Annotated in this window: 13 protein-coding genes; 8 read left to right on the forward strand and 5 right to left on the reverse strand. The window is 64.6% G+C overall.

Annotation, left to right across the window (positions count from 1 at the left end; genetic code table 11):
* Positions 1–353 precede the first annotated feature (353 nt).
* Both rnr and rlmB read left to right on the forward strand, forming a co-directional pair.
* Positions 354–2,927: a ribonuclease R gene (gene rnr, locus PCA20602_RS21970; RefSeq protein WP_150723018.1), complete on the forward strand. Its 2,574-nt coding sequence runs from the start codon at positions 354–356 to the stop codon at positions 2,925–2,927.
* A gap of 184 nt (positions 2,928–3,111) precedes the next feature.
* On the forward strand, positions 3,112–3,897 hold the full coding sequence (gene rlmB, locus PCA20602_RS21975; RefSeq protein ID WP_150723019.1) for a 23S rRNA (guanosine(2251)-2'-O)-methyltransferase RlmB: 786 nt from the start codon (positions 3,112–3,114) through the stop codon (positions 3,895–3,897).
* 39 nt (positions 3,898–3,936) lie between these two features.
* Here the strand turns inward: rlmB and PCA20602_RS21980 are convergent, their stop codons facing one another.
* On the reverse strand, positions 3,937–4,506 hold the full coding sequence (locus PCA20602_RS21980) for a hypothetical protein (protein WP_150723020.1): 570 nt from the start codon (positions 4,504–4,506) through the stop codon (positions 3,937–3,939).
* Between the two features lie 534 nt (positions 4,507–5,040).
* Complete coding sequence (tal, locus tag PCA20602_RS21985; RefSeq protein ID WP_069344663.1) at positions 5,041–5,991, reverse strand: transaldolase; 951 nt, start codon at positions 5,989–5,991, stop codon at positions 5,041–5,043.
* Between the two features lie 119 nt (positions 5,992–6,110).
* Between tal and rpiA the strand changes: the two genes are divergently transcribed.
* Both rpiA and PCA20602_RS21995 read left to right on the forward strand, forming a co-directional pair.
* On the forward strand, positions 6,111–6,803 hold the full coding sequence (rpiA, locus tag PCA20602_RS21990) for a ribose-5-phosphate isomerase RpiA (protein WP_150723021.1): 693 nt from the start codon (positions 6,111–6,113) through the stop codon (positions 6,801–6,803).
* A gap of 15 nt (positions 6,804–6,818) precedes the next feature.
* Positions 6,819–7,937, forward strand: coding sequence for a serine endopeptidase (locus PCA20602_RS21995; protein WP_246182288.1), 1,119 nt, complete (start codon positions 6,819–6,821; stop codon positions 7,935–7,937).
* Here PCA20602_RS21995 and PCA20602_RS22000 read toward each other — a convergent pair.
* Together PCA20602_RS22000 and argA are read right to left on the reverse strand one after the other, a co-directional pair.
* Positions 7,907–8,188 (reverse strand): oxidative damage protection protein, encoded by a 282-nt coding sequence (locus PCA20602_RS22000; protein WP_069344656.1) that lies wholly within the window; start codon positions 8,186–8,188, stop codon positions 7,907–7,909. The genes PCA20602_RS21995 and PCA20602_RS22000 overlap by 31 nt on opposite strands.
* A gap of 187 nt (positions 8,189–8,375) precedes the next feature.
* Positions 8,376–9,725 (reverse strand): amino-acid N-acetyltransferase, encoded by a 1,350-nt coding sequence (gene argA, locus PCA20602_RS22005; protein ID WP_150723022.1) that lies wholly within the window; start codon positions 9,723–9,725, stop codon positions 8,376–8,378.
* A gap of 44 nt (positions 9,726–9,769) precedes the next feature.
* Between argA and hrpA the strand changes: the two genes are divergently transcribed.
* The 4 genes from hrpA to PCA20602_RS22025 all read left to right on the forward strand — a co-directional run bounded on the left by hrpA (position 9,770) and on the right by PCA20602_RS22025 (position 17,189).
* The gene (gene hrpA, locus PCA20602_RS22010) at positions 9,770–14,056 is read left to right on the forward strand and encodes an ATP-dependent RNA helicase HrpA (protein ID WP_150723023.1); all 4,287 of its coding nucleotides are present in this window, start codon (positions 9,770–9,772) and stop codon (positions 14,054–14,056) included.
* Between the two features lie 179 nt (positions 14,057–14,235).
* Positions 14,236–15,231 carry a YVTN family beta-propeller repeat protein gene (locus PCA20602_RS22015; RefSeq protein ID WP_150723024.1) on the forward strand — a complete coding sequence of 332 codons (996 nt, stop codon included), beginning with the start codon at positions 14,236–14,238 and terminating at the stop codon, positions 15,229–15,231.
* 75 nt (positions 15,232–15,306) lie between these two features.
* On the forward strand, positions 15,307–16,263 hold the full coding sequence (locus PCA20602_RS22020; protein ID WP_246182289.1) for an EI24 domain-containing protein: 957 nt from the start codon (positions 15,307–15,309) through the stop codon (positions 16,261–16,263).
* An 86-nt stretch (positions 16,264–16,349) separates the two neighbouring features.
* A complete protein-coding gene (locus PCA20602_RS22025; protein ID WP_150723025.1) occupies positions 16,350–17,189 on the forward strand; it encodes a competence/damage-inducible protein A in 840 nt (279 codons plus the stop codon).
* Positions 17,190–17,431: 242 nt separating this feature from the next.
* Here PCA20602_RS22025 and PCA20602_RS22030 read toward each other — a convergent pair whose 3' ends face one another.
* Positions 17,432–18,448 carry a zinc-binding alcohol dehydrogenase family protein gene (locus PCA20602_RS22030; RefSeq protein WP_150723026.1) on the reverse strand — a complete coding sequence of 339 codons (1,017 nt, stop codon included), beginning with the start codon at positions 18,446–18,448 and terminating at the stop codon, positions 17,432–17,434.
* Positions 18,449–18,563: the final 115 nt, after the last annotated feature.

Raw genomic sequence — 18,563 nt, forward strand, 5'->3', positions numbered from 1 at the left:
GAGGACTCGAACCTCCACGGTGTTACCCGCTAGTACCTGAAACTAGTGCGTCTACCAATTCCGCCATCTGGGCCCCGCCAGCTCGCTGTGTTGCTTGCTCGCTGCGAAGAAGTGAGATTATGCGTAGGGGGCGCGGGAGTGTCAACAGATTTGTGTAAAAAGTTTTCTTTTCTCTCACGCACCCGGATCACCACGCTCAAATTCCGCACAGGTGGCAGTTTTCATGAGGTTTGCCGTATGATTGTCCCTGACTGTATGACGCCGCTCCCCGCGCGTCATCCAACTCCACGGACCGTCGGGCGCATGGTGCGCCACTCGGCCGGACTCAACCGGCACAGTAACGCTACCGACCTTTGAGCAAATATCCCTATCCGATCCCGAGCCGCGAAGAAATCCTCGGTGTCCTGCGCACCGCCGACTCCGCGCTGTCCGCCAACGATATCGCCGAAGCCCTCGCCATCAAAAAGCAGGAACGCGAAGGCTTCTTCAAGCGCCTCGCCGCCATGGAGCGCGATGACCAGATCCGCCTCGATCGCCGCGGTTACTATCAACTGACTCACCCCTCGAATTTCATCGCCGGCCGCGTCATCGGCCACCGCGACGGGTACGGCTTCGCCGTGCGCGACGACGACGGCGACGACCTCTTCCTCCCCAACGAGGAGATGAAGAAGGTCATGCACAACGACCGCGTCCTGCTGCGTATCGCCGGCTATGACCGCCGCGGCCGCCCGGAAGGCCACATCGTCGAGGTCGTCAGTCGCGCCAATACTCATGTCATCGGGCGTCTCCTCAACGAGAACGGCGTGATGATCGTCGCCCCTGAAGACAAACGCATCGGCCACGACATCCTCATCCCGCCCCGCGCCCAAGGTAAGGCCAAGGTCGGACAGGTCGTCTCCGTCGAACTCACCGATTACCCCAGCCGCTACAGTCAACCGATCGGCCGCGTCTCCGAAGTCCTCGGAGATATCGACGATCCCGGCATGGAAATCGAAATCGCCGTGCGCAAGTACGGCGTGCCTCATCAGTTTTCCGCCGAAGCGCTCGCCGCAGCCGGTGCACTCCCCGACGAAGTCCGCGCCCCCGATCTGCGTCATCGCATCGATCTGCGCGATGTCCCCCTCGTCACGATCGACGGCGAAGACGCCCGCGACTTCGACGATGCCGTCTACTGCGAACCCGCGAAGGTCGGCCGCAGTAACGGCTATCGCCTGATCGTCGCCATCGCCGACGTGTCGCACTACGTCGCCCCCGGCGGCCCGCTCGACGCCGACGCCCTCACGCGCAGTACCTCCGTCTACTTCCCGCGACGCGTCATTCCGATGCTCCCGGAGAAGCTCTCGAACGGACTCTGCTCGCTGAACCCGGACGTCGATCGCTGCGTGCTCGTGTGCGACGCGCTCATCGCCCCGAACGGCGAAGTGAAGGCCTATCAGTTTTATCCGGCCGTCATCCACTCCGCCGCTCGCCTGACCTACACGGAAGTGGCGGCAGTGCTCGGCAACACGAAGGGCGCCGAAGCCCAGCGCCGCGCCAATCTGCTGCCGCACCTCCAGAATCTGTACGACCTCTACAAGGTGCTCGCAAAGGCCCGCAAATCGCGCGGCGCCATCGAGTTCGATTCGACGGAGACGTACATCGTCTGCAACGCGCAGGGCAAGATCGAACAGATCCTGCCGCGCACACGCAACGACGCGCACCGCCTCATCGAGGAATGCATGCTCACGGCCAACGTGTGCGCTGCGGATTTTCTCAAGCGCCACAAGCAACCCGGCCTGTACCGTATTCACGCCGGTCCCTCGGGCGAGCGCCTTCAGGTCCTGCGCACGTTCCTCAAGACTCTTGGGCTCTCGCTCGGCGGTGGCGACGAACCGGCCACGTCCGACTATTCGGAACTGATGACGCAGATCGAGTCGCGTCCCGATGCACCCATGCTCCAGACGATGCTGCTGCGCTCGATGCAGCAAGCCGTCTACAGCCCGGACAACATCGGTCACTTCGGTCTCGCTTATCCGGCCTATACCCACTTCACGAGCCCGATCCGACGCTACCCCGACTTGCTCACGCATCGCGCCATCAAGGCGATTCTCGCGGGCAAGAAGTACGAGCCGGAAGTGCCCGAAGGCGTGGAGCTGACGACGGGCCTGTCGCCGCACGCGCGCAAGCTTCAGAAAGACGACGACGCGGCGAAGAACAAGAAGTCGCCGGCCGCGAGGAAGCGCGATGCGATCTGGGATGAACTCGGCCTGCATTGCTCCGCCAACGAACGCCGTGCCGATGAAGCGTCGCGCGATGTGGAAGCCTGGCTCAAGTGCTACTTCATGCGCGACAAGCTCGGCGAGGAATACGGCGGGACGGTCAGCGCCGTCACGTCGTTCGGCATCTTCGTGCAACTCGACGATCTCTTCATCGAAGGCCTCGTCCACGTCACGGAACTCGGCAGCGATTACTTCCAGTTCGATGAAGTCCGTCACGAACTGCGCGGCGAACGCACCGGCATTCGCTACCGTCTCACCGATCGCGTTCGCGTGCAGGTGAGCCGAGTGGATCTCGACGCGCGCAAGATCGACTTCCGCCTCGTGCGCGAGCCGAACGCCCGCTCGCTGGCGAAGACGTCCGGACGTAGCGAGCGCGGTGGTGCACCTGCGCCGTCACCGGCTGCCGGCACGCCCGGTGTCGCCGGTTCGGCCAGCCCGGGCCCGACCATTCGTCAACTGCCCAAGGGCGGGGCGTTGCTTAACGGCGTGCAACCTGCGCCGGCGGGCAAGCGTCCGGCCAAGCCGAAATCCGCAAAGGTGAAAGCAGCGCGCGCCGATCGCGGCGCCGTGCCTGCCAAGCACTCCGGTGGAAAAGCGCCGGCCAAGCGGCAAGGCGGTCAGGGAGGGCAGGGAGGGCAGGGAGGGCAGGCGAAGAAGCCGCGCCGGTAATGCAAGCCATGCGTTTGCGATATGAGGCGAGCCGTTTGCAGTAATATGGGCGCCTTTGTCGGCAACGACCGGCATCGGTACCCGCGATGAAGTGCGGCGGCGGTGGCCCTGATGGGCTCCCGCCGCCGCGGTGCTTTTGGGGCCTGCCCAGCGCCGAAGGCACACGCTATTTTGAGGATGCAAAATGAGTAAATTGAAATTGCTGTTCGGCTTTCATGCCGTCACCGCGCGCTTGCGTCACGATGCGACCAGCATCGAAGAAATCTTTTACGACCCGAGCCGCCGCGACCGCCGCATGACGGACTTCCTCAAAGCCGTGGAGTCGTTCAAGAACGCCCCGGGCGTCAAGATCAAGGTGATTCAGGCCGACGGCAAGCGCCTCGACGGGATGGCCGGATCGTCGCGCCATCAAGGTGTCGTCGCTCAGGCGCAGGAAGTGTCGCTGGCGCTCAACCTCGATGAGCTGCTCGACGGGATTTCGGGCGACCCGCTGTTGCTCGTGCTCGACGGCGTGACCGATCCCCACAACCTCGGCGCCTGCCTGCGTGTGGCAGACGGCGCCGGCGCCCACGCCGTAATCGCCCCGAAGGATCGCGCCGTTGGCCTGAACGCCACCGTCGCCAAGGTCGCCAGTGGCGCGGCCGAGACGGTGCCGTACATCATGGTGACGAACCTCGCGCGCACGCTGCGCGAACTCAAGGACCGTGGTATCTGGGTCGTGGGCACGTCAGACGACGCCCCCGCCGACATCTACGGTACGAAGCTCACCGGCCCGATGGCGATCGTCATGGGCGCCGAAGGCGAGGGGATGCGACGTCTCGTCGGCGAAACCTGCGACGAACTCATGAGCATTCCGATGGCCGGTGGCTGCGAAAGCCTGAACGTCTCCGTGGCGAGCGCCGTCTGTCTGTATGAAGCCGTGCGTCAACGTACGGCGGCAGCGAAGGGCGCCAAGGGCGCGAAGTCCTGATCCGGACCTGCGCCCCGCGCCGCCGGGGTGCAGGCGATCTCAGCTCGGGGTGGCGGGGCTGTGCCGACCCGCACCCGTTTGCGGTTCAGTGATCGATTGCAGCAAACTGTGCGCGCTGCCGATGCCGCTCGACGGGGTTGCGATGTTCCAGCCGTCCTGCGTCTTGTGAACGACATCGACCCCCATGATCTTCTGAAAGATGATGGCGGAGGCGTCGTGGAGCAGCGGATCGAATGCGCTTCGCAGCGCAACGATCGGTGCCAGAGGCCTGTTCGCCTGTGGCGCGTTCAACGTTGACCCACCCGGGGCGGACAGCACTTTCGTCAGCGAGGGGCAGGACGTTGCCGGCGTCTTGGAGAGTTCGATGACCTCGACAGATTCGCTTCGAACGGGGCCGTCGATGGTCTCAGGTCGGCACTCCGGTGAATCCTCGTCTTCGCTGGAGGACGGCGCGCGCCCGGCTGCCGCGCTTGCGACAAGGCGACGCGTTGTCAAATGATGTTCGACCGTCACTGACAACATCCCGGGGGCGGTAGTGCTTAAATCGAGCGGTAGCTGCGATGCACCGCATTGCCGGCTTGCCGGACTGAGATCGAGCGCGGCGTGCAAGCTGACGTCGTGCGGGTGGGCGGGATGGATCGCACGTGGGCGAACGAGTGACCCCAGGGGCGGTGGCGATGCGCTCAAGCGAAGGGTGGGGCCGAACTGATAGGGGCGTAGTTCTCGCGGCGCGTTCAGCAATTCACTGACCAGTCGTTTCTTGAAATGTTTGGCAGTCTGCGTCGCCGTCGTGACAGCACGCTGAACCTGCGCGGAGACGGTTGAAGTCGTAGGAGACGTCGGAGAAACCATGGTGATGGGTGGCGGAATGGGATCGCTTGGTGGCTGTCATCGGAGACAATGCAGAGCACGCCGGGCGAAACACACCGAAGAGAGTTGAGGTGTCGCGAGTGTTGCGAGGGGGAGGTGTGCGACCTTTCGGAAATCGCTCAGCGAGGGTGTCGGTTGCGGCAGACTTGGCCGCCGTTAGGTAGCGGGATGCCGTGACGCCGTGGTTTGGGGGAAGTCATCGCCGCGCGCGCGGCCTGATGGCCGCGGCGTGTGCGTTATTGCGAGGTATATTGCGTTGACTCTCGCGTTGATTTATCGCGCTGCGGCGATCAACGCTTCGAGCTTGAGGGCGTCGGCGGCAAACGCGCGAATGCCTTCCGCGAGCTTTTCGGTGGCCATGGCGTCGTCGTTCAGTGCGAAGCGGAACGAGGGTTCGTCCGTCTTCACGCGTTCGATGCTCGCGTTGCGCGCTTCCTTCACATCGAGCTGACGTTTGACTTCGCCTTCGGTGGTGCGCAGTTGCTCCAGCAGCGCCGGGCTGATCGTGAGCAGATCGCAGCCGGACAGCGCCAGGATCTGGCCGGTGGAGCGGAAGCTCGCGCCCATCACTTCCGTGTCGTGGCCGAAGTGCTTGTAATAGCGATAGATGCTGGCCACCGAGCGCACGCCCGGATCGTTCTCGCCGGCATTGGCCGCTTCGTCCCAGTTGGCGCCGGCCGATTTCTTGTACCAGTCGTAAATGCGTCCGACGAACGGCGAGATCAGGCGTGCCCCGGCTTCGGCGCAGGCGGCGGCCTGAACCAGCGAGAAGAGCAGCGTCATGTTGCAGCGAATGTTGTCGCGCTCGAGAATTTCGGCGGCGCGAATGCCTTCCCACGTCGACGCGATCTTGATCAGCACGCGCTTGCGCTCGATGCCTTCGGCTTCGTACATCGCGATAAGCTTGCGGGCGCGGGCGACCGTACCCGCCGTGTCGAACGACAGACGGGCGTCGACTTCCGTCGATACGCGCCCGGGCACGATATCGAGAATTTCGCGACCGAAGGCGATCAGCAGGCGATCGATGATCTCGTCCGTCGATGCCGAACGATGCTCGCCGACCACACGCGTGAGGATCGGGCGATAGGCGTCCTTCTGGACGGCGCCGAGAATCAGCGAGGGATTGGTGGTCGCGTCTTGCGGCTTGTAGGCGTCCATCGCCTGAAAATCGCCGGTGTCGGCGACCACGATGGTGTGACGCTTGAGTTGGTCGAGCAGATTCATGAGAGCGGCCTTGCGAGAAATGCACTGCGTGACATGAGGCATGCCGGGCGACGAAAAACGGCGCGCCACGCCCGACTCCGGTAAACTTCCGACTTTACCAAACTTTGCCGGAAATCCCCATGACCCAGGACGAACTCAAACGCTTGGTTGGCCAGGCAGCGGCCGACTATGTGAACCAGCACGTGCCCGAGGGCAGCGTGATCGGCGTGGGCACCGGGTCCACCGCCAACTGCTTCATCGATGCGCTCGCCGCGCACAAGAGCCGATATCGCGGCGCGGTCTCCAGTTCCGAAGCGAGCACCGAGCGTCTGCGCAAGCATGGCATCGAAGTGTTCGACCTCAACCAGATCGACAGCCTGCCGGTCTATGTCGATGGCGCCGACGAAATCAACGCGTTGGGCCACATGGTCAAGGGCGGTGGCGGGGCGCTCACGCGTGAGAAGATCGTGGCGTCCGTGGCGCGCGAGTTCGTCTGCGTGGTCGACGCCTCCAAGGAAGTCGCCGTGCTAGGCGTCTTCCCGTTGCCGGTCGAAGTGATTCCGATGGCGCAGGCAAGCGTCGCGCGTGCGCTCGAAGCGCTCGGTGGCAAGCCGCAGGCGCGTGTGCGCGCCGACGGTAGCCCGTACATGACCGACAACGGTTGTGCGATTCTCGACGTGCACGGCTTGCAGATCATCGATCCGGTCGCCTTCGAGACGAAGGTCAACCAGATCCCCGGCGTGGTGACGGTCGGCCTCTTTGCACAACGCGGCGCAGACCTTACCCTGATGGGTACGCCGTCGGGCGTTCGTACGATCAACTACAAAGACTGATCTCAGGAGGGCAGGATGGCTGGATCCCGTCGTCTTCCCGAAACCTGGTTCCGCCGCGGCCTCTGGCTGATCGCCGTGTTGTTCGCGGCGTTTCTCATTGGCCTTGGCGGTCTCGTCGTCGACAAATTGCCTGGCGTGGCGGCTCCCCCGACACTGGCGTCCTTCGTCGATGTCGCACAGGCCCAACGCGCCGATGCGGCGATCAAGCAGGCGCAGACACAACTGGAAGATGTCGAGAGCCAGTTGGAGACAGCGCGCCTGCAACTCAAGGCGCGCAGCACGGCTTACCGCAATGCCCGCGAGTCGTTCAACGACTGGGTGGCGACACGGACGGCCACCGCGCAGGCCAGTCAGGACGCCGAACTCATCTCCCGCACCCGGGCGCTCGATACGCTCAAAGCCGCCGAGCGCGACGCACAGACGCAGGTCGACAGCCTGGAGTCGAGGCAGTTGGAGGCTCAGCGTGCGGTGCAATCGACGCGCGAGGCACGCTTTGCCCTGAACGAAGCGGCGAGCGAGCAGTTGGCGGCGGTGCAGCGTTCGCAGGAATTGAAGGTGTTCGGCATCCGGCTGGCGTTGACGCTGCCGTTGCTCGCGATTGCCGGCTGGCTTTTCGTGCGTCAGCGCAAGAGCACGTGGTGGCCGTTCGTGTGGGGCTTCATCTTCTTCGCGCTGTTCGCATTCTTCGTCGAACTGGTGCCGTACCTGCCGGATTATGGCGGCTACGTGCGATACCTCGTGGGCATCGTCGTGACAGTGCTGATTGGCCGATACGCGATCGTCTCGTTGCAGCGTTATCTCGCACGGCAGAAGGCTGAAGAGCAATTGCCTGACGAGGAGCGTCGTAAGACGTTGTCATACGATCTGGCGCAGGCGAGGTTGGCGAAATCGGTGTGTCCGGGCTGCGAGCGGCCGGTGAAGCTGGACGATCCGGATCGCGACTATTGCGTGCACTGCGGCATTTGCCTGTTCGACCATTGCGGCACGTGCAAGACGCGCAAGAACGCGTTTGCGCACTTCTGTCACCACTGCGGGGCGCGTTCGAAGGGCAATGGTGGCGCGCCGAATGACACGCCACCAAATCCTGCCCCCGAAGCGGGTTCTTACTCGGCAGCGGCCGGCGGCGGCACGTAGCCTTGCGCCACGTCGGCGCCATCGCCGAAGAAATACTTCTCGGTTTGCTTGACGAGATACTGGCGGGCGCGCGGATCGGCCATGTTCAGGCGGTTCTCGTTGATGAGCATCGTCTGTTGCTTGAGCCATCCGGCCCAGGCTTCCTTGGAGACGCTTTCCCAGAGGCGTTTGCCGAGTTCACCGGGCATCGGGGGGAAATCGAGACCTTCGGCTTCTTTGCCGAGCTTGATGCATTGAACCATGCGGGCCATGAGGGGACTCCTTCGTGATCGTCGTATGTGTGTGAATGGGTGGCTGGCGCGCATTCACCGGATTGCCGCCTTGGCAAGGGCGGCCGGTGGGTCGAAGCGCTGGCCGATATCCGGATATGGGGGCAGGGGCGCGCGATGCAAGGGCGGTTGTCGAACCTTCGCCGCGCCGCCCCTGACCCTCCTGAAATTACAGCTTCTTGATGAGCACCAGCGAGCGGCGCTGCCAGTTGTAGAGCCGGCGCCGGTCGGCGGGCAGATCGTCGACGCCTGCCTTGACGAAGCCGCGCTTGAGGAACCAGTGCTCCGTGCGGGTCGTGAGCACGAACAGGCGTTCCAGACCGCGCGCGCGGGCGCGCTGCTCGATGTGCTTGAGCAGACGTTCACCGTCGCCCGATCCCTGAGCTTCCGGATCAACCGTCAGGCAGGCCATCTCACCAATGCGCTCCGTCGGATACGGGTAGAGTGCGGCGCAACCGAACAGGCGCCCATCGTGCTCGATAACCGAGAAATGATCGATGTCGCGCTCCAACTGGTGACGGCCGCGCCGCACCAGCGTGCCGTCGGCCTCCAGCGGCTCGATGAGTTGCAGGATGCCGCCGACGTCGTCGATGGTCGCCTCGCGCAGGCTTTCCAGATTCTCGTACGAGATCATCGTGCCGACGCCATCGTGCGAGAAGAGTTCGAGCAGCATGCTGCCGTCGAGCGAGAACGGCACGATGTGGGCACGGCCCACGCCAGCACGGCAGGCGCGCGTCGCATACTTCAGATAGAACGCCGAGTCGCGGTCGATCGTGCCCTGCGACTGCATGCGCTGGGCGTCTTCGAGCGTCAACTCACGCTGCAACTCGTTGTATTCGTTGAGAACGCCGGGCGTCTCGGTGATGAAGATCAGCTTGTCCGCGCGCAGTGCAATCGCTGCCGACGACGCCACGTCCTCCATCGTCAGATTGAACGACTGCCCGGTCGGCGAGAAGCCGAGAGGCGAGAGCAGCACGATCTTGCCGTTCGCGAGCGACAGGCGAATCGATTCCGCGTCGACCTTGCGAACCACGCCCGTGTGCTGGAAGTCCACGCCGTCGACGATCCCGACCGGGCGGCCCGTGACGAAGTTGCCCGACACCACGCTGATGCGCGCGTTGCCCATCGGCGTGTTCGGCAGCCCCTGGCTGATCGACGCCTCGATGTCCAGGCGCAACTCGCCGGCGGCTTCCTTTACGGCTTCGAGTGCGGCGGCATCCGTGATGCGCAACTGCTGGGCAAAGTGCGATTCGATATGTCGCAGGCGCATCTGCTCTTCGACCTGCGGTCGCGAGCCGTGCACCAGCACGATGTGCATGCCCATGGCGCAGAGCAGCGCGACGTCCTGAATCAGGGAGTCGAGCCCGCCTGCCGCGACCAGTTCGCCGCCAAAGGCGACCACGAAGGTCTTGTCACGGAATGCATGGATGTAGGGGGCGACCGAACGCAGCCAGTCTACGAACTGGGCTTGATGGGCGGTCTCTTCGTCTTGGAGGGCGGGGTCGGGTTCGGTCAGCATGGGTGTACGTGCGCAAACATGCGCAGATTATATAATGCGCGCCCATGGCAAGTGATGAACGAAATCGACAATCTCAGCCCCCGAAGCCGAAAGTGACGGCGCCGGGGCAGACGCGTGCCCGAACCGCAGGCACGTCGCAAACTTCCGACCCCGGGAATCCCGTGAGGACGGGCAAGCCGCAGCCACCTGCGCAGCCGGCCGACAAGGGCCGCCCGACGAAGGGCGGTACCGGCACAGGAAGCCCGGGGCAGCCCAAAGGCGCGCGCGCAGACAGTGGGCCGACGGCCGGCGCACGCCGTGCGTCACCCGCCGAGCGAGAGGCGGAACGCGTCAAGCGCGACGCCGAACGCTTGGCCGCCCGGCAGGCCGCTGCCAACCGTGTGCCGGAGATCATCTTCCCCGAAGCGCTGCCGGTGTCCGGCCGACGCGAGGAGATCGCGCGCGCCATCGTCGGCCATCAGGTCGTGATCGTGAGCGGTGAGACCGGCTCGGGCAAGACCACGCAGCTTCCCAAGATATGCCTGGCGCTGGGGCGCGGCCTGGGCGCGGGCGGCACCGGCCTCATCGGTCACACGCAGCCGCGCCGGATCGCCGCCTCGGCCACGGCGCGCCGCATTGCCGACGAACTGAACACGCCGTTGGGCGAAATCGTCGGCTTCAAGGTGCGCTTCAACGACACGCTCTCGAATGGCGCGTCGGTCAAATTGATGACGGACGGGATTCTTCTCGCCGAGACGCAGACCGATCCGCTGTTGCGTGCGTACGACACAATCATCATCGACGAGGCGCACGAGCGCAGTCTGAACATCGACTTCCTGCTCGGCTACCTCAAGCAGTTGCTGCCGCGCCGCCCCGATCTGAAGGTCATCATCACCTCGGCGACCATCGACGCCGACCGCTTCGCCCGCCACTTCGGCACGGGCGAGGGGGATGCGCTGCGTCCGGCACCGGTCATCGAAGTGAGCGGACGTCTGTATCCGGTCGAGGTGCGATATCGACCGATTCAGGACGACGTGCGCATCGCGAACGCCGAGGGACGTGATGGACGTGATGGACGCGAGGGCAGCCGCGCCAGTGCGCGCGACCGCGAACGCGATCTGATGGACGGCATCGTCGATGCCGTCGACGAACTCTGCCGCGAAGGCTCGGGCGACGTGCTCGTCTTCCTGCCCGGCGAGCGCGAAATTCGCGAGGCGGCCGAATCGCTGCGCAAGCACCATCCGCCGCACACCGAGATTCTGCCGCTGTTCGCGCGCCTGTCGGCGACCGATCAGGAGCGGGTGTTCAAGCCGTCCAACGCGCGACGCATCGTGCTCGCCACCAACGTTGCCGAAACGTCGCTGACCGTGCCGGGTATCCGTTACGTGGTCGATGCGGGCACGGCGCGCGTGAAGCGCTACTCGTACCGCAACAAGGTCGAGCAGTTGCAGATCGAGTCGATCTCGCAGGCGGCGGCCAACCAGCGGGCAGGGCGATGCGGCCGTGTGGCCGACGGCGTGTGTATCCGTCTGTACGACGAAGCCGACTTCCAGTCGCGCGCGCGCTTTACCGATCCGGAAATCCTGCGCTCGTCGCTCGCCGCCGTCATCTTGCGGATGCAGTCGCTGCGACTCGCGAAGGTCGAGGAATTCCCGTTCATCGAGCCGCCCCCGGGCCGCGCCATCGCCGACGGCTACCAGTTGCTGAATGAACTGGGGGCCGTCGACGACGCTAATCAGCTCACCCCGCTCGGTCGCGAACTGGCGCGACTGCCGCTGGATCCGCGCGTAGGTCGCATGATCCTCGCCGCGCGCGACCAGCAGTCGCTGCGCGAAGTGCTGATCATCGCCAGCGGTCTGGCCGTGCAGGACCCGCGCGACCGGCCGATCGAAGCGCAGGACGCCGCCGACAACGCCCATAAGAAGTTCGCCGACGAGCGCTCCGAATTCCTTTCCTGGATCAAGATCTGGAAGTGGTTCGAAGACGCCATCGCGCACAAGAAGTCCAACCGTCTGCTCGCACAGGCGTGCCGCGAGAACTTCCTGTCGCAACTGCGGCTGCGCGAATGGCGCGACGTGCACAGCCAGCTGCTCACCGTGGTGCGTGAGCAAGGCTGGCGCCTCAACGAGTCCGAGGCGACCTACGAGCAGGTGCATCTGGCCTTGCTCGCGGGGCTGCTCGGCAATATCGGCTGCAAGGCCGACGACGATCCGCACTTCCTCGGCGCGCACGGCATCAAGTTCCACATCTGGCCGGGGTCCTCGCTCGTGAAGAAGGCTGGGCGCTGGGTGATGGCCGGCGAACTCGTCGAGACGAGCCGCCTCTATGCGCGCTGCATCGCCCGCATCGAGCCCGAGTGGATCGAGCGCGTGGGCAAGCATCTGGTGAAGACATCGCTGTCCGACGCGCACTGGGAAAAGAAGGCCGCGCAGGTTGTCGCCTACGAGCGCGGCACGCTCTACGGTCTGACGATCTACGCGCGCCGACGCATGAACTTCGGCCCGCGCGATCCGCGTCGTGCGCGTGAGATTTTCCTGCGTAGCGCCCTGGTCGAAGGCGAATGGGAGACGAAGCTCCCGTTCTACGCGCACAACCGCAAGCTCATCGCGGACATCGAGCAACTCGAACACAAGTCGCGTCGTCAGGACGTGCTGGTCGACGACGAACTGATCTACGCGTTCTACGACGCGCACGTGCCCGCCGACCTGTACGACGGCGCGAGCTTCGAGCATTGGTATCGCGAGACGTCGAAGGGCGCGCCGAAACTGCTCTATCTCGTGCGCGACGATCTGATGCGTCACGAGGCAGCGGGCGTGACGACCGATCTCTTTCCGAAGAAGACGGCGATCGCGGGCATCGAAATGGCGCTCACGTATCACTTCGAGCCGGGTACGCCGCGCGATGGTGTCACGCTCGCCGTGCCCCTCTACGCGCTCAATCAGGTCGACGCGCGCCGCTGTGAGTGGCTGGTGCCGGGCATGCTCAAGGAGAAGGCGCACCTGCTGATGAAGTCGTTGCCGCAGAAGCTGCGCCGTCACTTCGTGCCGTTGCCGGAATACGCGGCAGGCTTCGTCGACCGGGCGACGTTCGGGCAGGGGGCGTTGCTCGACGCCCTGATGGCCGACGCGCGCGAGTTGACCGGCGTCATGCTCAAGTCGAGCGACTTCAAGCTGGAAGTGCTCCCGGCGCACCTGTCGATGAACTTCAAGGTGATCGACGAGCATGGGCGTCAGCTCGGGATGGGGCGCAACCTTGCACAACTGCGCGCCGAGCTCGGCCAGCAGGCGCAACGTACCTTCCAGCAACTCGCGGCGAAGAGCGGGGCGACGCCGACCGGTGTCGTGTCGGCGGGGGCGTCTCAAGGAGTTCAGGCAGGTCAGGGGGCTCAAGGGTCGCAGGCGCAAAGCGGGCGTGATGGCGCGAAGGCCGGTCAGTCGGGCAAGGGGACTGGCAAAGTCGCGGCGCCAACCGCTTCGTCGTCGGCGGCCGTCGAACCCGGTCGTTACGACAACCTCACGACATGGAGCTTCGGCGAACTGCCGGAAATGCTCGAGATCCGCCGGGGCGGTCAGACGCTGTTCGGCTACCCGGCGCTCGTCGACCGGGCAGACCATTGCGATCTGGAAGTGTTCGACGACCCGGACGAGGCGCAGCGCCAGCACCGTGCCGGCCTGCGACGTCTTTTCGCGATCCAGTTGCGCGAGCAGGTGAAGTACCTCGAGAAGAACATCCCCGGTTTGCAGCAGATGGCCATGCAATACATGAGTCTCGGCACGCAGGAGGAACTGCGCGACCAGATCGTGGATCTGGCGCTGGAGCGCGCCTGTTTGCAGTTGCCGTGGCCGAGCGACAATGCGTCGTTCGTGGCGCGCAAGGACGAAGGGCGAGGACGTCTGACGTTGCTCGCGCAGGAGATCGCGCGGCTGGCCGGGCAGATTCTGGCCGAGTACGCTGCGCTACAGAAGAAGCTGGCGCAGGCCAAGCCGTTCGCACAGGCGTACGCCGATCTGACGGCGCAGTTGCAGCGGCTGATCGGCAAGCGCTTCCTGATCGACACGCCGTACGCGCAACTGGCGCATTTCCCGCGCTATCTGAAAGCGATGGCGGGCCGTATCGACAAGCTCAAGGCCGATCCGACCCGCGACGCACGCGCCATGAGCGAACTGGGGCCATTGCTGCAAAACTGGCAGCGCGCGACATCGCAACGACGCGATCACGGCGACGTGCGGCTCGACGAGTTTCGCTGGCTGCTCGAAGAGTTGCGGGTCTCGCTCTTCGCGCAGGAGTTGCGCACGCCGATGCCGGTGTCGGTCAAGCGTCTGCACAAGGTCTGGGAGGCGTTGCAGCGCTGACATGGCGTGGCAGTATGGCGTGGATGTCGCGCTGTTGGGGACACCCTGGCCTGCCGCGATTTGCGCCAGATCATGAAGTGCTGGAATCGTGTTTCGCCTGATCAAAAAATGTAGGCGGGGCGCGCCTTGGCGGTGCGTTCCCGGCCTACAATAGCGAGACTTTTTCCAGAGACTTCGTGATGCGCAAACTTCTGCTCGCTGCCGCTCTGGCAGCTTCCTTCGGTCTCGCAGCGCTGTGCGCTCCGGCCCGGGCGGCCGCCCCGGCGCCCGACAGCGTCGTGGTCGTGCTCAACTCGGCCGACGCCAGTGTCAGCCTGATCGACAAGGCCACGCAGAAAGTGATTCAGACGTTCCCGGTCGGCAAGGAGCCGCATCACCTGATGGCGACGCCCGACAACCAGTCGCTCATCGTCGCCAATTCGGTCGGCAACAACCTCGTCTTCCTCGATCCGAAGACGGGGCAGATCCAGCGCAAGATCGAGAACATCGAGGATCCGTACCAGATCGGTTTTTCGCCGGACAAGAAATGGTTCGTGGCAAACGCGCTGCGTCTGGATCGTGTGGACGTGTATCGCTTCGACGGCAAGAACCTGAGCGTCGCCCAGCGGATTCCCATCAAGAAGATGCCGAGCCACCTCGTGTTCACGCAGGACAGCAAGCTCGTGTTCATCTCGTTGCAGGAATCGAACGAGGTCGCCGCCATCGACCTGGCCACCCAGAAGGTGATCTGGAAGATGAAGATCGGTGACAGTCCGGCGGGCGTGTGGCTCACGCCGAACGACAAGTATCTGCTCGTGGGCATGACCGGTGCGGACTATGCCGCGGTGGTCGACTGGCGTAACCAGAAGGTCGTCAAGACGATTCCGACGGGCAAGGGCGCGCACAATTTCCGCTCGCTCGCCGACGGCAAGCATGTGCTGATCTCGAACCGGGTGTCGAGCACGATCAGCATCATCGATCAGGATTCGCTCACCAACGTGGGCAACATCACCGGGCTGCTGCCGGGGCCGGACGACATGGAACTCACCGCCGACAAGAAGACGCTGTGGGTCACGTTCCGCTGGGCGCGCAAGGTCGGCATCATCGATCTGGCGTCGCGCAAGCTGATCAATACGATTCCGGTCGGACGCTCGCCGCACGGGATCTATTTCTACGACCGCGCACCGGTGCTGTAACATCAAGGCCTTACTCCCAAGGCTCTGCCGAACGGGTGTCCTCGCGACGCCCGTTTCGGTTCGTACAGCACCTGAATGAACGATATTCTTCGCGCGCTCGGCCGCGCGCTCGTGAGTCTGCTGCATCCGCGCATGCTGTGGCTCACCGCAATGCCCTTCATCGTCTCCGGTCTTCTCTGGGGCGCCGTGATCTGGTTCGGATGGGAACCGTTCACCGATTTCCTTCGCGTCTGGCTTGAACAGTGGGAATTCACGCAGTGGATTTACCGCTTCTTCGGCTATTTCGGGGTGGACAGCGTGCGCATGGCGCTCGCGCCGTTCATCCTGGTGGCGCTGCTCGTCCCCCTGATTGTCGTGACCGCGCTGCTGCTCATTGCGGGATGGTCGATGCCGGCGGTGCTGCGGCATCTGTCGCGCCGTCACTTCATTCATCTCGAAGCCCGGCAGGGCGGCTCGTTCTGGGGCAGCCTCGGTCAGTCGCTCGGCGCGACGGTCGTGTTCCTGATCGCCGCGCTCGTCACGCTGCCGCTCTGGCTGGTGCCGCCGTTCTTCGCCATCGTGCCGCCGTTGCTGTGGGGCTGGTTGACCTATCGCGTGATGACTTACGACGCGCTGGCGTTTCACGCGAGTCCGGAGGAGCGGCGCAGGCTGGTGCGCGAGAAGCGGCTGCCGTTGCTCGTGATCGGCGTGGCTACCGGTTTGCTCGGCTCGTTGCCGACACTGCTGTGGGTCTCGTCCGTCATCATGATCGTGCTGTTCCCGGTCATTGCGCTGCTGGCGATCTGGCTGTACGTGGTGATCTTCGTGTTCTCGGCGCTGTGGTTCGCCCACTATTGCCTGCGGGCGTTGTCGCGCATGCGGGCGGAAGAGGCGCACCGCGAGCCGGTGTTCGCCGGAACCGTGCTGCCGGTGACCGGTACGCCGACGTCCGAGAGCGAGGATCTGCCGCCGGCGCAGGCATTGCCGGAATCCCCGAAGTCCCCGGAGTCTCCGCTGTTGCCGGGGCCACGCTCCCCCAACGGTTCGCCGTGAAAGTGGCACAATCGTCGAACGGCACGCGCCCGAGGCTCGGCGCGACGCAATCCCCCAGGCACTGACGACAAGAGAAAGGAAGCATCATGGCGGTCGGCATCATCATCATCGGCGACGAAATCCTCTCGGGACGCCGTCACGACAAGCATCTGCCCAAGTTCATCGAATTGCTCACCGAGCGCGGCATGCAGCTTGGCTGGGCCGAGTATGTCGGCGACGATCCGGCGCGCATCACGGCCACGCTGCGCCGCACGTTCGCCAGCGACGACATCGTGTTCGTGACCGGCGGCATCGGTGCCACGCCGGACGACCACACGCGCCAGTGCGCGGCGGCGGCGCTCAACGTGCCGCTGGCGCTCACGCCGGAAGCCGAAGCGCTCATCATGGAGCGCATTGCCGACACGAGCCCCGATGGCGTTGCCGACATGTCGCTGCCCGATAACCGCCATCGTCTGAAGATGGGCGAGTTCCCGGTCGGCGCACGTGTGCTGCCGAATCCGTATAACAAGATTCCGGGGTTTTCCGTCGAGCAGCATCACTTCATGCCGGGCTTTCCGGTGATGGCGTGGCCGATGATGGCCTGGGCGCTCGATACCTACTACGCCGACCTGCATCACCTGACGAGGCACGCCGAGCGTTCGGTGCTCGTGTTCGGACTGGCCGAATCGACGCTCACGCCGCTCATGGAAGCCATCGAAGCGGAGTACGACGGCATCAAGGTGTTCAGCCTGCCGAGCGTGGGCGACGCCGAACGTGGCGCGATTTACGCACGTCGTCACATCGATCTGGGGGTGAAAGGCGATCCGACGCTGGTCGGTGCGGCGTTCGAACGTTTGATGGCCGGCGTGAACGCGCTGGGCGGCGAGATCGTGCATCCGGCCGAGGCGGTAGCGTTGCCGGAAGGGACGGTGCCGTCGGTCAAGTGACGATGGGATCGTGAGTCCGTCGAGGGGCGCCTCATGCGTTCGGCGGCGGTCTGAGCGGATTTGAATCGCGAAACGGCGCTTGCCTCGATGGGGCAAGCGCCGTTTTGTTTCCGCGGGCAAGGCATGCTGGCGGGCACACGCGCGTTACCAATCGTCGCGCCGCCGTGGTTGGCAAGCGGCTAGCCGCTTGCCGGTGCGTGGACTGCCGTGGCGGCGTGACTTACAACCCGGTCGGAAACTGGTCAGAACCCGGCGAGCACGAGCTTGCCGATGGTGCGGCCGCCTTCGAGTTGCGCGTGGGCGCGTCGCAGGTTGGTGGCGTTGATCGGGGCCAGCACCTCGCCGACCGTGGTGCGCAGCGTGCCGGCATCGACCAGTCGTGCGACTTCGGTCAACAGCTTGTGCTGCGCGATCATGTCGGACGTCTCGTACATGGCACGCGTGAACATGAACTCCCAGACGAACGCGGCGCTCTTGCTCTTGAGCAAACCGATTTCGAGCGGCCCGGCGTTCTCCACGATCGAGCAGATCTTGCCTTGCGGGGCGACGGCCTCGGCCATCGCGGGGAAATGCGTGTCCGTATCGTTCAGGCACAGCACGAAGTCCACCTGGGGCAGGCCGATGGCCTTCAACTGCGTGGGCATGTCCTGATAGTGATCGATGACGTGCTGCGCGCCGAGCTGACGGCACCAGTCCCCCGATTCCGGCCGCGAGGCCGTCGCCGCGATCGTCAGTTTCGCCAGTCGGCGGGCCAACTGAATGGCGATGGACCCCACACCGCCTGCGCCGCCCACGATCAGGATCGACTTGCCCTCGTCGCTGCCGTCCGGTGCGATGCCCAGGCGATCGAACAGGGCTTCCCACGCGGTGATCGTGGTGAGCGGCAGCGCGGCCGCGTTCGCAAAGTCGAGCGACGTCGGCATGTGGCCCACGATCCGTTCGTCCACCAGATGGAATTCGCTGTTCGCGCCGGGGCGCGTGATGCTGCCAGCGTAGTAGACCGGGTCGCCGACCTTGAAGAGAGTCACGTCCGGCCCGACGGCGGCGACGGTGCCGGCGGCGTCCCAGCCCAGCACGCGCGGTGCGGATTCGGTCTTGTCCTTCGGGGCGCGTACCTTGGTGTCGACCGGATTGACGGAAATGGCTTCGACCTTGACCAGCACGTCGCGGCCAGCGGGTGTCGGGGTGGGGAGTTCGATGTCTTCGAGCGACTTCGGGTCGTCGATCGGCAGGTAACGGGTCAATCCAATGGCTTTCATCTGCTTTCTCCTGAAGTGGTGGCCCGTCGCCCGCCTTGTGGCGAACTGGCGACGCGCCGAATCCGATAACGAGAGATTACGGCTAGTCGATTGCTTTGATAATTCGGATAATGCG

The sequence above is a fragment of the Pandoraea capi genome (assembly GCF_902459735.1).
Taxonomy (GTDB): Bacteria; Pseudomonadota; Gammaproteobacteria; order Burkholderiales; family Burkholderiaceae; genus Pandoraea; species Pandoraea capi.

Bases quoted from the DNA above. Each gene is read 5' to 3' on its own strand.
- rlmB (WP_150723019.1), top strand. From the start codon at position 3,112: ATGAGTAAATTGAAATTGCTGTTCGGCTTTCATGCCGTCACCGCGCGC.
- tal (WP_069344663.1), bottom strand. From the start codon at position 5,991: ATGAATCTGCTCGACCAACTCAAGCGTCACACCATCGTGGTCGCCGAC.
- rpiA (WP_150723021.1), top strand. From the start codon at position 6,111: ATGACCCAGGACGAACTCAAACGCTTGGTTGGCCAGGCAGCGGCCGAC.
- PCA20602_RS21995 (WP_246182288.1), top strand. From the start codon at position 6,819: ATGGCTGGATCCCGTCGTCTTCCCGAAACCTGGTTCCGCCGCGGCCTC.
- PCA20602_RS22000 (WP_069344656.1), bottom strand. From the start codon at position 8,188: ATGGCCCGCATGGTTCAATGCATCAAGCTCGGCAAAGAAGCCGAAGGT.
- argA (WP_150723022.1), bottom strand. From the start codon at position 9,725: ATGCTGACCGAACCCGACCCCGCCCTCCAAGACGAAGAGACCGCCCAT.
- hrpA (WP_150723023.1), top strand. From the start codon at position 9,770: ATGGCAAGTGATGAACGAAATCGACAATCTCAGCCCCCGAAGCCGAAA.
- PCA20602_RS22015 (WP_150723024.1), top strand. From the start codon at position 14,236: ATGCGCAAACTTCTGCTCGCTGCCGCTCTGGCAGCTTCCTTCGGTCTC.
- PCA20602_RS22020 (WP_246182289.1), top strand. From the start codon at position 15,307: ATGAACGATATTCTTCGCGCGCTCGGCCGCGCGCTCGTGAGTCTGCTG.
- PCA20602_RS22025 (WP_150723025.1), top strand. From the start codon at position 16,350: ATGGCGGTCGGCATCATCATCATCGGCGACGAAATCCTCTCGGGACGC.
- PCA20602_RS22030 (WP_150723026.1), bottom strand. From the start codon at position 18,448: ATGAAAGCCATTGGATTGACCCGTTACCTGCCGATCGACGACCCGAAG.